We start from the raw sequence: 13,961 nt of genomic DNA on the forward strand, positions 1-13,961 counted from the left end.
AATGTTGGAATTTATTTTTACTCTTATTTTAGATTTTACTTTTTATTCTATCAAGACCCTAGAAAAAGTCTTTCTAGGGCGAACAGCCTTAGTAATTCTTTTTGTTGTTTTTATAGCTCTTTTTTGCGTTAAAGGCTTGTTTTTGTATATACTTTTAGCTTTAGAATTATTTTTGCTTTTGTATCTTTTTCTTGGAATTTTGTTTTTAAGATTTTATAAATCTTAGCTTACAAAGCTTTCTACCAGTCTTTGCACGAGCAAATTCCAGCCATCAACCAGCACGAAAATCAGTAATTTAAAGGGCAGTGAAATCATTACAGGGGGCAACATCATCATACCCATAGCCATCAAAACCGAACTTACAACCATATCAATAACCAAAAAAGGCAAATAGATTAGAAAACCTATTTCAAAAGCAGTTTTGAGCTCTGAAATCATAAAGGCAGGCACTAGCACACTCAAAGGCACATCATCTATACTCTTAGGATTGGGTAAATTGCGTATGCGATAAAAAAGGGCTAAATCTTTTTCACGCGTGTTTTTAAGCATAAAATCCTTAAAGGGCTTTACTCCACGCACAAAGGCTTCTTCATAGCCTATTTGCTCGGCTAAATAGGGTTTAATGCCTTCATTATAGGATTTTGTCGCCACAGGCTCCATAATAAAAAAGGTCAAAATCAAAGCTAGGGTTACTAAGATGGTATTAGGTGGCATACTTTGCGTTCCCATAGCTTGTCGCAAGAATGAAAATACCACAATAAGACGCAAGAAAGAAGTCATCACAAAGATAATGCTAGGAGCGAGTGCAAGTATGGTTAAAACGATGACGATGTTGAGCGTGGTTACGAGTTGGTTGGGTGTATCAGGAGCGCTTAAGCTTAAATTTACCGTGGGAATAGTCGCTTCTGCAGCAAATAAACTCATATTTAAAAATAAAAATAATAATATTTTTTTCAAATTTCCAAAACCTTTTTTGTAGCTTTATAAAGCTTAAATTCTATCTTTTAATGACTAAAAACTAGTTTAAGGGCTTAGAATTTTAACTTTAAACTGCTAAAATAGCATTCTAAATTTCTTAAGCAACAAAGGTAAAATAATGAAAACTTCTATTTTGATTTTAGCAGCAGGATTAGGCACTAGAATGAAATCACAAAAGCCAAAGGTTTTGCAAGAGCTTTGTCAAAAAAGTATGATTTTACACATTTTAAAAAAGGCTTTTGCAATAAGCGATGATGTGAGCGTGGTTTTAGCCCATCAAAAAGAACGGGCCCAAAAAGAAATTTTAAAGCATTTCCCCAAAACGCAAATTTTAGAACAAGATTTACAAAATTATCCCGGAACTGCTGGAGCTTTAAGGGACTTTGAGCCTAAAAATGATAGGGTTTTAATCCTTTGTGGCGATATGCCTTTGGTAGAGCAAACAAGTTTAAAAGCTTTGTTAGACAATAACGCAAAATTAAATTTAGCAGTTTTTAAAGCAAGAGATTCTAAGTCTTATGGTAGGGTTATCATAAAAGATGATAGGGTTGAAAAAATCGTTGAATTTAAAGACGCAAACGCCCAAGAAAGAGAGATAAATACTTGCAATGCAGGCGTTTATGTGATTGATTCAAAGCTTTTAAAGGAGCTTTTGCCTTTGATTGATAACCATAATGTCGCAAAAGAATATTATTTAACCGACCTTGTAAAATTGGCAAAAGAAAAAGATGTGATGATTAAAGCGGTTTTTGTGGATGAAGATGAATTTATGGGGATAAATGATAAATTTGAGCTTAGCGTGGCTGAAAATTTTATGCAAGAAAAGATTAAAAAATACTGGATGCAACAAGGCGTGATTTTTCATTTACCCCAAAGCACTTTTATAGGCGTGGATGTCGAATTTGTAGGCGAGTGTGAAGTGTATGAAAATGTAAGGATTGAAGGTAAAAGCAAGATTATAAACTCCATCATTAAAAGTTCAAGCGTGATAGAAGATTCCACCGTAGAAAATAGCGATGTAGGACCTTTGGCACATTTGCGTCCAAATTGTGAGCTTAAAAACACTCATATAGGTAATTTTGTTGAGTGTAAAAATGCGAAGCTAGATGGAGTGAAGGCTGGGCATTTAAGCTATTTGGGCGATTGTGAGATAGATAAGGGGACTAATATAGGCTGTGGGACTATCACTTGTAATTATGACGGGCTTAAAAAGCACAAAACCCTTATAGGAAAAAATGTTTTTGTAGGTTCAGATACACAATTTATCGCCCCTGTAAAAATCGAAGATGAAGTGATTATCGCAGCTGGAAGCACGGTCAGTGTCAATGTAGAAAAAGGCGCTTTGTTTATCAACAGAGCAGGGCATAAGATGATAAAAGATTATTATTACAAGAAATTTCAAAAATGAAAACCATACTCTTAGCCATTAGCGGTAGCATAGCTTTTTACAAGGCTTATGAGCTTATTTCTTTATTCAAAAAAGAAGGCTTTAGGGTGAAAGTTTTGCTTTCTAATGGAGTCTTAAAATTTGCTAGTAAAATGAGCTTTGAAGCCTTAGCTGATGGGGTGCTTTGCGAAGAAAATGAAAATTGGCAAAACTCGAACAATCACATAGCTTTTAGCAAGGATGCTAATCTTGTTTTGTTTGCCCCTGCAAGTGTGAATTCCATCAATAAACTCGCACTTGGAATTGCGGATAATCTTTTTATCCAAACTTTAATCGCATCAAAAGCTCCACTCATCATAGCTCCTGCAGCCAATTCGGCTATGTATTTGCACTTTAGCACACAAAATTCTTTAGAGCTTTTAGCTAAAAATGGTGCTTTCATCATTCCTCCCACTCAAAAAATTCTAGCTTGTAAGGATGAAGGTGTGGGAGCTTTAGCTGAAGTTAAGGATATTTTTAATATCAGCAAAAGAGAGCTTTTAAAAGAAAAATTTTGGCAGGATAAAAGCGTCATCATCACAGGTGGAGGCACAAGAGAAAAGATTGATGAAGTGCGTTGTGTGAGTAATTTTTCAAGTGGAAAAATGGCAAAAGCTCTAGCTGATGCTTTTTATTTTTTAGGAGCTAGGGTAAAATTTTTAAGCTCTGTGGATTTTGATACGCCCTATGAGCTTTGTAAATTTGAAAGCTCTAAGGATTTAAAGGCATTGTTGGAACAAAATTTAGAATGCGATTTTTTGATTATGGCAGCAGCGGTGAGTGATTTTGTGCCTAAATTTCATCAGGGAAAAATTAAGAAAAATGACTATTTACAAGGCTTTGATTTGCATTTAAGCTTAAATGAAGATTTGCTTAAAACTTGTCAATTTAAGGGCAAAAAAATAGCTTTTAAGTTGGAATTTGAACCTCAAAATGCCTTAGAAAATGCTAAAAAAGCCTTAAAGGACAAAAAGCTTGATATGGTTTGTCTTAATATAATGAATGAAAAAAATTATTTTGGAAGCAATCAAAATGAGCTTTATTTCATCACTTTGCAAAATGAGTATAAAAGTGCTTTGCAAAGCAAGAAAAATTTGGCTTTTGAGCTTATAAAAGAGTGTGAAAAATTATGAATAAGATTAATGCAACCTTGCCCATACATATGAAAGTTTTGGCTAAATCAGGCTTTTCGCACTACACGCTTTTGCTTAATCAGAAAAAAATTCAGACCAAAAGTATGATAGAACTTGAAATTGGTGCTGAGTATTTGGCTGAACTTTATATGCAAAATGGCGGGGTTATACAATTTAAACATCTTTCTAAATGTCCTAATTTTAAGCCTTTTGAAGAGGGACTTGCTTTGATTGTGGGTATTTTGGAAAATAAAATTAACTATAAGAGTTTCATCTTAGAAAATCTTTTAGAATGCAAAAACCCAGAGCGTTATCAAATTTTAAAAGAAATGCTCTTTGCAAGTTTTGAAAATATTTATCATATACCCTTTGTTTTTGAGAATAAATCCTGCTTGTTTCAAATGCGTAAAAAGGCGAAATATTTGGAAATTTATTTATATTTTGGCGTTTTTGGGGCTTTAAAAATTCTTATGGATAATCACGGCGTTAGTATCTTCACTCCTTTTGCCAAGGTGCAAAAATTCTTAAATGAGCATTTGGATTTTAATGTAGAGCAAGAAAATAAGATTGAGCCTTTATTTGTTTTTAAGAAATTTTTTGATTTTAAGGGGTGAAAATGAATGAATTAAAACATCTTGCTGTTGTGATGGATGGCAATAGGCGTTGGGCTAGGGCTAAGGGCTTTTTGGCAAAACTGGGTTATTCGCAAGGGGTTAAAACTATGCAAAAACTGATGGAAGTTTGTATGGAAGAGGGCATTTCAAATTTAAGCCTTTTTGCCTTTAGCACGGAAAACTGGAAGCGTCCTAAGGATGAAATAGACTTTATTTTCGAGCTTTTAAATCGTTGTTTAGATGAGGCTTTGGAAAAATTTGAGAAAAACAATGTGCGTCTAAGAGCCATAGGAGCTTTATCGCTTTTAGATGAGCCACTAAGAGAAAAAATCGCTTGGGTGGAAGAAAAAACCAAGCATTGTAATAGCCTTTGTGTGAATTTAGCTATTAGTTACGGAGCAAGAGATGAGATTATAAGAGCGGCTAGGCGTGTGCTTGAGAAAAAACTTGAGCTTAATGAAGAAAATTTAACGCAAAATTTAGATTTGCCTTTAGATGTGGATTTGATGCTTCGTGTTGGAAATGCTAAAAGGCTTTCAAATTTCTTGCTTTGGCAGTGTTCGTATGCGGAAATTTATTTTAGCGAAACCTTGTTTCCATCACTTACTAAAAGGGAATTTAAAAGGATTATTAAAGAATTTAGAAACAGAGAAAGAACCTTTGGTAAATGATAGTTTTTTTGATGATTTTAGGAGCGGCGTTGGGTTCTTTTTGTGCGAGTTTAGCCACTAGGATAAGTCAAAAAAAAGCCCTTTTTACACGGCGTTCTTTTTGTTTTTATTGCGAGAGAAAATTAAAATTTTATGAGCTTATTCCTATTTTTTCGTATATTTTTTTAAGAGCAAAATGCAAAAGTTGCAAGCATACTTTGCCCCTTTCTTTGCTTATAAGTGAAATTTTAGGAACGATTTTGCTTGTTTTAGCGTATTTTTTAAGCCATAATTTTTATGAATTTTTATTTTTGTCTTTGTTTTTATTTAATTTATTCTTGCTTTCTTTGATTGATATAAGACTAAAAGCCGTGCCTCAAGCCTTGCTTTGGAGTGCTTTTTTATTTGCCTTTTTTTATGCTTTTAAAGAGAGTGAAATTTTATATCTTTTTATTTTTAAAGAATTTAACGAAGGCTTTTTACTCAATGCCTTTAGTTTTGCTGGCTTTGTTTTTTTGCTTAAAAGTTTTGTGTTTTATTTGACGCATTTAAAAAATAAAAATGAAATTTTTGAAAATTTAGGCGATGCGGATATTGTCATAATGGCGTGTATGGGTGGAATTTTAGGTTTTAAATACAGCTTTTTAACGCTTTTTTTGGCTTCGCTTTTAAGCTTGCCTTTTTTCTTAAAAATTAAAGGGCGAGAATTAGCTATGTTGCCTTTTTTAAATACCGCTTTTGTAGCCGTTTTATTTTATAAAAACTTAGGATATTTTTATGAAGCTTAGTTTAAGATATGTTTTAAATCAATTTTTAAGCACGAATTTATCTATATTTTTCGTGCTTTTTGCCATAGTTTCTATGGTGTTTTTTATTCAGCTTGCCAAACTTACTTCGAGCATAGAAATCAGCTTTTTAGACCTTTTGAAGCTTTATGGGTTTATGCTGCCTAGAATTTTGATTTTTACCCTGCCTATATCTTTTTTTATTTCTTTAACTTTGGCTTTATTTAGACTTTCTAAAGAAAATGAAAGCATAGTGCTTTTTACCTTGGGATTTTCTCCTATGATTTTGGCTAAATTTTTTCTTAAAATAGCAAGTTTAATCAGTGCTTTAATGCTTGTTGTAGCCTTAGTGATGATACCCATAGTATTTGAACTTCAGGATAATTTTGTAAATTACAAAAGCACTCAGGTAAAATTTAATTACAAAACAGGGGAATTTGGGCAGAAATTTTTAGATTGGATGATTTTTATAGAAAAACAAGATAATGACAAATATGAAAATATCATTATGTATCGTCCTAAGCATAAAGCAGATGATAAAGAACAGCTTATCATAGCCAAAGAAGCACAGGTGCAAAGAAAAGATGATAGCTTTGCTTTTCGTTTAAATCAGGGCAGAATGTATGATTTTGAGCAAAGTATTTTTAGTGGGGAATTTGATGATTTGGTGGTAAATACTGAGTTTAACGCAGCCAATCTTCAAATAAAAAAATTCTATGAATATTGGAGTGATTTAAACGAAAATCCCCAAAGAGCAAGGGAATTTGTGATTTATGTAACCATAGCCTTGTTTCCATTGGCTAGTGCCTTGTTTGCTCTTAGTTTTGGTTTGGTTACTTATCGTTATGAAAAGGGCTATGTGTATTTGGGTATGTTTGGAGTGATTGCCATATATTTTGGGCTTTTAAGCTCAATATCCCAGCCTCCGATTTTAGCTTGTTTGGGAATTTTTTCTTTAAGTTTGCTTAGCTCAGCTTTTTGTTTTAAAAAGATGATTTTAAGTCGTTATTGATGAAGCTAAAATTCATTTTTTCTTATGATGGTTCGGCTTTTTGGGGTTCGGCTACCCAGCCTCATCAAAAAAGTGTGCAAGATAGTTTGCAAAAGGCATTGGCTCATCTTGGGATTTTTTCATCTCTTTTAATGGCTTCAAGGACAGATAAGGGCGTTCATGCTAGTTTTGCAGTGGCTAGTGTGGAATGCGGGGAGCATTTTAAGGATTTGACTTATTTGCAAAAGCAAGTGAATAAATTTTCTCATCCTTTTATTCATATTAAAAAAATTGAAAAAGTTAGAGCTGATTTTGAAGTGAGATTTGATGTAAAAAGCAGGGAATACCGCTATATCTTTTCTCACTCTAGCTACAATCCTTTTATGGCAAATTATGTATATTTTTATCCCAAATTTGACCTAATTAGAGCAAATGAGCTTTTAAAACTTTTCGTAGGCAAGAAGGATTTGAAATTTTTTTGTAAAAGCGGAGGGGATAATAAAACAACTTTAAGGGAAATTTTCACTGCTAAAGCCTATGCTTATAAAGATTTTAGCATTTTTCATTTTAAAGCCAATGGTTTTTTAAGGGGGCAAATAAGATTAAGCGTAGCTAGTATTTTAAAGGTTTTAGAAGGAAAAATGAGTGAAAAAGAGCTTAAAGAGCAAATAGCTGCTAAAAAAAGACATAATCATTTCTTAGCACCACCCAATGGACTTTACTTAAGTCGCATTCATTATTAAAAACTTTCATAAAAATTAAAAGCCTTTTGGCTTAAAATCTTTCTTACTTCTTCTTGGTGTTCTTTGCTCTTTGTTTCTAAGGTGATTGAAATCATAGCATCGCCATAATCAAGCTTAGTAGAAAATCTATCATAGTCGATTTTAACTATATTGGCATGGGCTGATTTTAAGCTATCTGTAAGACTTAGCAAGGCTCCGGGCTTATCGATGAGAGTTACATGGATTTGCATTTTTCTGTGTGCCTTAAAAAGCCCTTTTTCTATGATGATATTTAGCATTTGCACATCGATATTTCCCCCGCTTAAAACCACGCCGATTTTTTTATGATTTTGGGTATTTATTTTTTGATGAAGTAGGGCAGCTACACTCGCAGCTCCGGCTCCTTCGACTATGATTTTATGTTTTTCAAGCAAAAACAACACAGCCTCGGCAATTTCTTCATCATCGACTTGAACAAAATCATCAACGCATTCTAAAATAATATTAAAATTAATAGGATTTACATCACGAACCGCAATTCCATCGGCTATGGTGCGAACGCTTTTGGAATTTTTAATTTTTTTAGCGTGAAAACTTTCATACATTGCAGGAGCGCCTTTGGCTCCAACTCCTATGATTTTAATATAAGGATTGATTTGTTTAGCCGCACTAGCAATGCCACTTATCAGCCCCCCACCTCCTACTGGCACGATAATCATATCAAGGTCGTTTATCTCATCAAGCATTTCAAGCATTAAAGTCCCTTGCCCTGCTATTACAAATTCATCTTCAAAAGGATGAATGAAACTAAGCCCTTTTTCTTTAGCGTAAGAAGTTGCAAAAGCGTAAGCTTCATCGAAATTATCGCCTTTAAGCAAAACTTCAGCCCCCAAAGCCTTAGTCGCAGAAACTTTTAAGAGTGGGGTAGATTCTGGCATTACGATGATGGCTTTGATGTCAAATTTCCTTGCGCTAATGGCTACACCTTGAGCGTGATTACCCGCACTAGCTGCAATCACTCCGCATTTTTTTTGCTCCTTGCTAAGATGGGCTATTTTATTATAAGCACCTCTGATTTTATAAGCTCCTGTTGTTTGCAAATTTTCATTTTTGAGATAAATTTCACTTTTGCAAAATTCACTTAAAAAAGAAGAATATATAAAGGGGGTTTTGTTTATAAAATTTGAAATTTGTTGCTTGGCTTTGTAAATTTTACTCAGTTCTAGCACGATTTTTCCTTTGTTGTGTGATTGGCGTATTCTAGCATAATTTTTCACATTTTGCTTTTTGTGGGTTTTAAACTTTATTTTTATTCTGTTTTGTCGTTTTTGTATTTTTTAAAAAAAATTTTATAAAAAATAAAACTTTGCTTATTTTGGGGCAAAATTCTCCTCAATGAGAGCTAGTAATAAAATAAAAATCAGGCTTTTAAAAATTTAGTTTTTGATTTTTTATTTATTTTTAATTTAATTTTATTTAAATAAACAGAAAAAGTGTTATAATTTATCTAAAAAAGGGGGATATAAAAATGGAAGAATTTTATCCATATACTTTAATAATCATTCATCTGCTTTGTGCTATTTTGTTTATAGGTTATTTGTTTGTTGATGTATTTATCTTAAATGCTATCAAAAAGAAAAATCCTCATTTTGACACAAGCCTTTTTGGCACTATGGGTGTTAAAATAATGCCTTTTGTGGTTCTTTTGCTTTTTTTAAGCGGGGGTGCTTTGGCGGGTTTTCATTTTAAACCCTTAAATTTACTTTTTGCTGCAAAAATAATCCTAGCTTTTGGTATTTTGTCTTTGGTTATTTTTTCTTTATTTTGTCATTTTATTTTGAAAAAGAAAAACCCCTTAGGTGCCTTTATCCATCCTTTTGTATTTGTGCTTTGCATTATGATAGTTATACTGGCTAAATTAATGAATTATTTTTTCATAGCTTCTTAAGTATTACTCCGCATTCAAGGTGCGGAGTATGAACAAATTGGTCAAAAAGAGCAAAATTTTGCACTCTATGCGTTAGGCTTAGTTCTTTTAAATTTTCTTTTAAAGTGATAGGATTGCAAGAAATATAAATAATATTTTCATATTTTTTTATCAAATCAATCACGCTTTTATCAAGTCCTGAACGCGGAGGATCCACTAAAATATGGGAGAAATTAAAATCATCTAAGCAAATATCTTTTAAGCGAAAAAATTCTCTTTCTTTTTTAATAGCTAAGCTTAATTCTTCACTTGAAAGTCTTACGAAATTTATATTAGATATTTTATTAAGAGTGCAATTTTTTAGGGCAAAATGAATATTGCTTTTTGAAAGTTCAGTGGCTAAAACTTTAGAAAAAAGTCCTGCTAAGGCTAGGGTAAAATTCCCATAACCACAATAAAGCTCTAGCAAATCACTTCTTTTTTGAGTGTGCAAAATTCCACTTACCCATTCAATCATTTTTTCATTGATGGCGGTATTGGGCTGGATAAAGCAGTCGTTATTAAACTCATATAATATTTCTTTGCCTTGTATATTAAGACTTTGTCTTAAATTTTCCCTTCCAAAAACAAGCTTTTTACCCTTACTTCTAGCTATGAGCTTTATTTTTAGTTCCTTGCTTAGGCTTTGCAAGTTTTTGCTAATATCTTCTATGTTTTTATGATAAAGCAAGGTTGCACTAAGTTCTTCTTTTGTAGCCAAAAACTCAACGCCAAAAAGTTTTTCTTTTAATTTGTCACTTTTAGCTAAGTATGCTAAAAGTTTTGGCATAAAAGCACAAATTTTTTTATCAGCAAAAGCTATTTTGTGGGTGATAATCTTCTTTTTGCCTTCAAACATCGCATAAAAAAGTTCGCCCTTTTCATCGCGGTAAAAGCTAAGTTCCGCCCTTGTTCTAAAATGTTCTAAGGGCGAGGCAAAAAGTTCAAAGTCTTCTTGCCAAAAGTCCTTAAAAATATCCCTTGCTAGGGCGATTTTCTCATCAAAAAGCATTAAACTTTTTTACCTATGAATCTCAATAAAAGAGCGATTAAGATAAGATTTAAAGGCAAAACAAGCCAAACACTCACGCCCAAAGCCACAGGTAAATAGCCTGCAAATAAAGACACAGCACAAATAAATATAGCATAAGGCATTTGGGTTTTAACATGGGCTAATAAATCACACTTACTTGCCATAGAAGAAAGTATGGTCGTATCTGAAATGGGCGAGCAATGATCGCCAAAAATGGCTCCTGTTAAAACGGCTGAAATGCTAATAATCATATAATGGTGCAAATCCAAGCCACTTAACTCATTAAAAGAACCTATGCCAAGGGCTAGGGGTATGGTAAGGGGCATTAAAATTCCCATAGTGCCATAGCTTGTTCCTGTCGATAAGGAAACTAAAGAAGCGAGTAAAAATACGGCTAAAGGCAGTAAATAAAGCGGAGTCTTGCTAGAGAGTAAATCCACCAAATAAATAGAAGTGCCTAAGTCTTTAATCGCCGAAGAAAGTGGCCAAGCACACATAAGTATGATAACCGTGATAACCATCATTCTCCAACCATAAGTCCAAGTTACAATGCCTTCTTTGACACTAAAGATTTTATGATAAACGCCTAGTGCTATGGCTACTACACTGGCTAAAAGTGCCGCTTGAAAAAGCACGGTGGCTGTATCGGCTGAGGAAAAGGTCTCTCTAAGGGCAAAAAGACCAAGCGGTGCTTCTTTGATAGCTGCTAGTGTCGCTTCGTCTTCTATATTGCCAAGACCACTAAAATAAAAGCCCACAAAGGCAAAGATTATTAAAATAAAGAGCGGTATGATAGCATTAGAACTTCTTAGCTTGATATTATCCTTAGGTTCGAGTAGCTTATCTTCTAAATTTTCACTTTCGCTTTGCAAGTCTTCAAAACTCTCTACCTTTTTAGCCCTTCTTTCAGCCCTTAGCATAGGTCCAAATTCCCTTTCTTGCAGTATGGTAAAAAGCACAAAGGCAAGCATAAAGATATTGTAAAAGCGGTAAGGTAGGGTTTGGATAAAAACATCAAAGGCATTGATGTTTTCTCTAGTGGTTTGCAAAAAGCCAATTTGCTCATCGCTAAGCAAGTCATAGCCGCTTTTTATCACAGAAAGTTCAAAGCCTATCCAAGTAGAGATAATGGCAAGTCCTGCAATGGGTGCGGCTGTGGAGTCCATAATGAAGGCAAGTTTTTCTCTAGAGACCTTAAATTTATCCGTAAGCGGTCTCATAATGGGACCTACAATAAAAGAATTCGCATAATCATCAAAAAAGATAAAACAACCCATGAGCCAAGTAACAAGCTGGGAGCTTTTAGCCTTTTTTGCCTTAGTCGCAAACCAAATCGCTACTGCTTTGGCTCCTCCTGTTTTGGTGATGAGAGCGACCATACCGCCTATGGTAAGCATTTGTAAGATTATGCCAGCATTGCCGGGGTCGGCTAGGGAATTTACCGCCTTAGAAACAAAGGTTGAAAAGCCCACTACAAAGGCAGTTAAAACATTATGCTCAACCAAAGCTAACATAAAGGTCCCACTTAAGCTTCCTATGAAAAGTGAGAGTATGACATCCTTGGTTAAAAAAGCCAAAACTATGGCGATGATGGGTGGTAAAAGGGTAAAAAAACCAAAAAATTCCGCATTAGTCTTAGCATCGCCAAAAAGAAATAGCGGAGTGAATAAAAATAATAAAATTTTCATTAAATCCTTTCTATGTGAAATCCAGCCCAGCTTTGGGTTACGGGCATAAGCTCGATTTCATTGACATTGATGTGAGAAGGCAAGCTTATAAGAGCCATTACCACTTTAGCTATATCACAAGCACTGATAAATTGGGTATTTTCATACACAGCTTCAGCTTTTTGAATATCTCCTTTAAAACGCACTTCGCTAAATTCAGTCTTGCAAAGTCCGGGTGCTATATTGCTTACTTTGATATTTGAGCCTCTTAAATCATTGCGTAAAGCCTTAGAAAATTGGCTTACAAAGGCTTTAGTTCCACAATACACATTGCCTCCAAAATAAGGATTACGCCCGGCTACTGAGCCTAGATTGAAGATATAAGCACTCTTTTGCTTTCTTAAAAGCGGGATTAAGGCTCTTGCTACATAAACTAAACCCTTAATATTCGTATCTATCATAGTGTCTATGTCTTCAAGGCTGAGTTTGTCAAATTCATCAACTCCAAGGGCTAAACCTGCGTTATTAAAAAGCACTTCAATATTTTTAAAATCTTCAGGCAATTTTTCCACAGCTTCAAAAATAGCCTTTTTATCCCTTACATCAAGAGCTAAAATGTGAATTTTATCCCCATAAAGAGCCTTTAATTCTTCTAATTTCGCCTTGCGTCTGGCAAGAGCTATGACCTTATAATCTTGCCCAATAAAAGCTTCAACGCAGGCTTTGCCAAAGCCTGAACTGGCTCCTGTGATAAATGCACTTTTCATTCTAAACTTCCTCCGTAAAATAGATTTTCATTTGCCTTTAAGCCTAAGCTTTTCAAATAATCAGCATTTTCTTTTTTGCCTGCTGCTAAAGCAAAATCAAGGGCGTTAAAACCCAAATCATCTCTAGCATTGATATTGGCTCCTTTAGAGACTAAAAGCCTTAGAATTTCCACATTCCCATAAGCTGCTGCGTGCATTAAGACATTTTTTGAAGTGTGTTCTAAGGCACAAAAGGTAATAAAATAGGGCGTGTTTGAACCTATGTTCGCACTTAGGGCTAATTTTTCGTTATTGTTGATATATTTTTGATTGACATCGGCTTTATTTTCAAGCAGGAGTTTTATTATATCAAGATGGTTAAATTCTATGGCGTAAAAAATAGGGGTTTTACCAAAGGCATTGGCTTCATTGACATTGGCTCCTTTTTGGATTAAAAAATTTGTATTGTCATAATTTTCTAATGCGTAAAAAATAGCACTTTCATAACCTTCATCAATCCTAGCACCCAAGCGAATTAAAAGCTCTAAAATTTCTTTTTCTCTTTGATTTAGAAGGGCAGCCTGTAGGGCTATGGTAAGTTCATCTTGACTTGGATTGTTTGAAAAAATAAAATCTTGTATATAAGATACTGAATAATTTTTATTCGATATGATTTTTGCTAAAGGACTAATATCTTTGTAAATTTTTGTTTCACCCACAGCCCAATTTAAAAATTCATTCAAAGCATTACTAGTATAGTAAATATTGCTTCCCTTGTCAAAATTAAAATTATTTTCAAAATACTTTTCTAAAGGCTCTATGGCTTCATTGTATTCTTTCCAAAAAGCTTTGTAAAGCCTGAAATTCCCTATACTTTGATAAGCCCAGTATCGAAAATAGGATTTTAAAATATCGTATTTTTTTTCTAAATTCTGTGGGCTATCTAAGCCCTTTTGATAAGAAAGGGGATTAAGGGCGATTTTTAAAAGTAGCAAGTCAAATTCTTGTAATTTTGGCAAATAACTAATGCCATTGCAAGAGCTGTTACTGCCACGAATTTCATTAGCAAGAGTGTAAAGCTTCTTTGTGAAAGCTTGATTTTTTAGGGATTTTTCACAATTTGAAACAAGGGGAGTATAAACACCTTGTAAAAAATTCTTATCATTTTTTAATCCATCGCAATTTTGAAGCTGCTCTGCTATTAAATTAAGCAAAAAGCAGAGCAAGATAAATAATAATCTCAAATTTCT

15 protein-coding genes are annotated in these 13,961 nt (G+C 33.8%); 9 read left to right on the top strand and 6 right to left on the bottom strand.

Annotated elements, in window-relative coordinates:
* The first annotated feature begins 1 nt into the window (after window position 1).
* A complete protein-coding gene (locus ACLL8X_RS03900; RefSeq protein WP_002780361.1) occupies window positions 2-226 on the top strand; it encodes a hypothetical protein in 225 nt (74 codons plus the stop codon).
* On the opposite strand, the gene fliP is transcribed toward ACLL8X_RS03900, so the two are convergent.
* Window positions 223-957, bottom strand: a complete 735-nt coding sequence (gene fliP / locus ACLL8X_RS03905) for a flagellar type III secretion system pore protein FliP (RefSeq protein WP_411989631.1) — start codon at window positions 955-957, stop codon at window positions 223-225. The two genes, ACLL8X_RS03900 and fliP, sit on opposite strands and share 4 nt — an antisense overlap.
* Window positions 958-1,096: 139 nt before the next feature.
* Here fliP and glmU point away from each other — a divergent pair, with 139 nt between their 5' ends.
* From glmU to truA, 7 genes are read left to right on the top strand one after another with little or no spacing between them, the layout of a single operon-like run.
* Window positions 1,097-2,386: a bifunctional UDP-N-acetylglucosamine diphosphorylase/glucosamine-1-phosphate N-acetyltransferase GlmU gene (gene glmU / locus ACLL8X_RS03910; RefSeq protein ID WP_411989632.1), complete on the top strand. Its 1,290-nt coding sequence runs from the start codon at window positions 1,097-1,099 to the stop codon at window positions 2,384-2,386.
* A complete protein-coding gene (coaBC, locus tag ACLL8X_RS03915; protein ID WP_411989633.1) occupies window positions 2,383-3,537 on the top strand; it encodes a bifunctional phosphopantothenoylcysteine decarboxylase/phosphopantothenate--cysteine ligase CoaBC in 1,155 nt (384 codons plus the stop codon). Before glmU ends, coaBC begins: the two co-directional genes overlap by 4 nt.
* On the top strand, window positions 3,534-4,151 hold the full coding sequence (locus ACLL8X_RS03920) for a hypothetical protein (protein ID WP_411989634.1): 618 nt from the start codon (window positions 3,534-3,536) through the stop codon (window positions 4,149-4,151). The genes coaBC and ACLL8X_RS03920 overlap by 4 nt, the downstream gene beginning before the upstream one ends.
* Before the next feature lie 2 nt (window positions 4,152-4,153).
* A complete protein-coding gene (gene uppS, locus ACLL8X_RS03925) occupies window positions 4,154-4,822 on the top strand; it encodes a polyprenyl diphosphate synthase (protein WP_411989635.1) in 669 nt (222 codons plus the stop codon).
* Window positions 4,819-5,589 carry a prepilin peptidase gene (locus ACLL8X_RS03930; protein WP_411989636.1) on the top strand — a complete coding sequence of 257 codons (771 nt, stop codon included), beginning with the start codon at window positions 4,819-4,821 and terminating at the stop codon, window positions 5,587-5,589. Before uppS ends, ACLL8X_RS03930 begins: the two co-directional genes overlap by 4 nt.
* Window positions 5,579-6,598: an LptF/LptG family permease gene (locus ACLL8X_RS03935; RefSeq protein ID WP_411989637.1), complete on the top strand. Its 1,020-nt coding sequence runs from the start codon at window positions 5,579-5,581 to the stop codon at window positions 6,596-6,598. Before ACLL8X_RS03930 ends, ACLL8X_RS03935 begins: the two co-directional genes overlap by 11 nt.
* Entirely contained in the window at window positions 6,595-7,320 is a 726-nt protein-coding gene (gene truA / locus ACLL8X_RS03940) for a tRNA pseudouridine(38-40) synthase TruA (RefSeq protein WP_411989638.1), read from the top strand. Before ACLL8X_RS03935 ends, truA begins: the two co-directional genes overlap by 4 nt.
* Here truA and ilvA read toward each other — a convergent pair.
* Window positions 7,317-8,528 (bottom strand): threonine ammonia-lyase, encoded by a 1,212-nt coding sequence (gene ilvA, locus ACLL8X_RS03945; protein ID WP_411989740.1) that lies wholly within the window; start codon window positions 8,526-8,528, stop codon window positions 7,317-7,319. The genes truA and ilvA overlap by 4 nt on opposite strands.
* A gap of 299 nt (window positions 8,529-8,827) precedes the next feature.
* Between ilvA and ACLL8X_RS03950 the strand changes: the two genes are divergently transcribed.
* Window positions 8,828-9,247 carry a copper resistance protein CopD gene (locus ACLL8X_RS03950; protein WP_411989639.1) on the top strand — a complete coding sequence of 140 codons (420 nt, stop codon included), beginning with the start codon at window positions 8,828-8,830 and terminating at the stop codon, window positions 9,245-9,247.
* On the opposite strand, the gene trmA is transcribed toward ACLL8X_RS03950, so the two are convergent.
* The 4 genes from trmA to ACLL8X_RS03970 are packed head-to-tail and all read right to left on the bottom strand — an operon-like array spanning window position 9,234 to window position 13,955.
* Window positions 9,234-10,277, bottom strand: coding sequence for a tRNA (uridine(54)-C5)-methyltransferase TrmA (gene trmA / locus ACLL8X_RS03955; RefSeq protein ID WP_411989640.1), 1,044 nt, complete (start codon window positions 10,275-10,277; stop codon window positions 9,234-9,236). The two genes, ACLL8X_RS03950 and trmA, sit on opposite strands and share 14 nt — an antisense overlap.
* Window positions 10,277-11,986: a Na+/H+ antiporter NhaC family protein gene (locus ACLL8X_RS03960; RefSeq protein ID WP_411989641.1), complete on the bottom strand. Its 1,710-nt coding sequence runs from the start codon at window positions 11,984-11,986 to the stop codon at window positions 10,277-10,279. Before ACLL8X_RS03960 ends, trmA begins: the two co-directional genes overlap by 1 nt.
* Complete coding sequence (locus tag ACLL8X_RS03965) at window positions 11,986-12,732, bottom strand: SDR family NAD(P)-dependent oxidoreductase (protein WP_411989642.1); 747 nt, start codon at window positions 12,730-12,732, stop codon at window positions 11,986-11,988. The genes ACLL8X_RS03960 and ACLL8X_RS03965 overlap by 1 nt, the downstream gene beginning before the upstream one ends.
* A complete protein-coding gene (locus tag ACLL8X_RS03970) occupies window positions 12,729-13,955 on the bottom strand; it encodes an ankyrin repeat domain-containing protein (RefSeq protein ID WP_411989643.1) in 1,227 nt (408 codons plus the stop codon). The genes ACLL8X_RS03965 and ACLL8X_RS03970 overlap by 4 nt, the downstream gene beginning before the upstream one ends.
* Between the last annotated feature and the right edge of the window lie 6 nt (window positions 13,956-13,961).

Origin of the sequence: Campylobacter parajejuni, from assembly GCF_046764905.1 — a bacterium.
GTDB lineage: Bacteria > Campylobacterota > Campylobacteria > Campylobacterales > Campylobacteraceae > Campylobacter_D.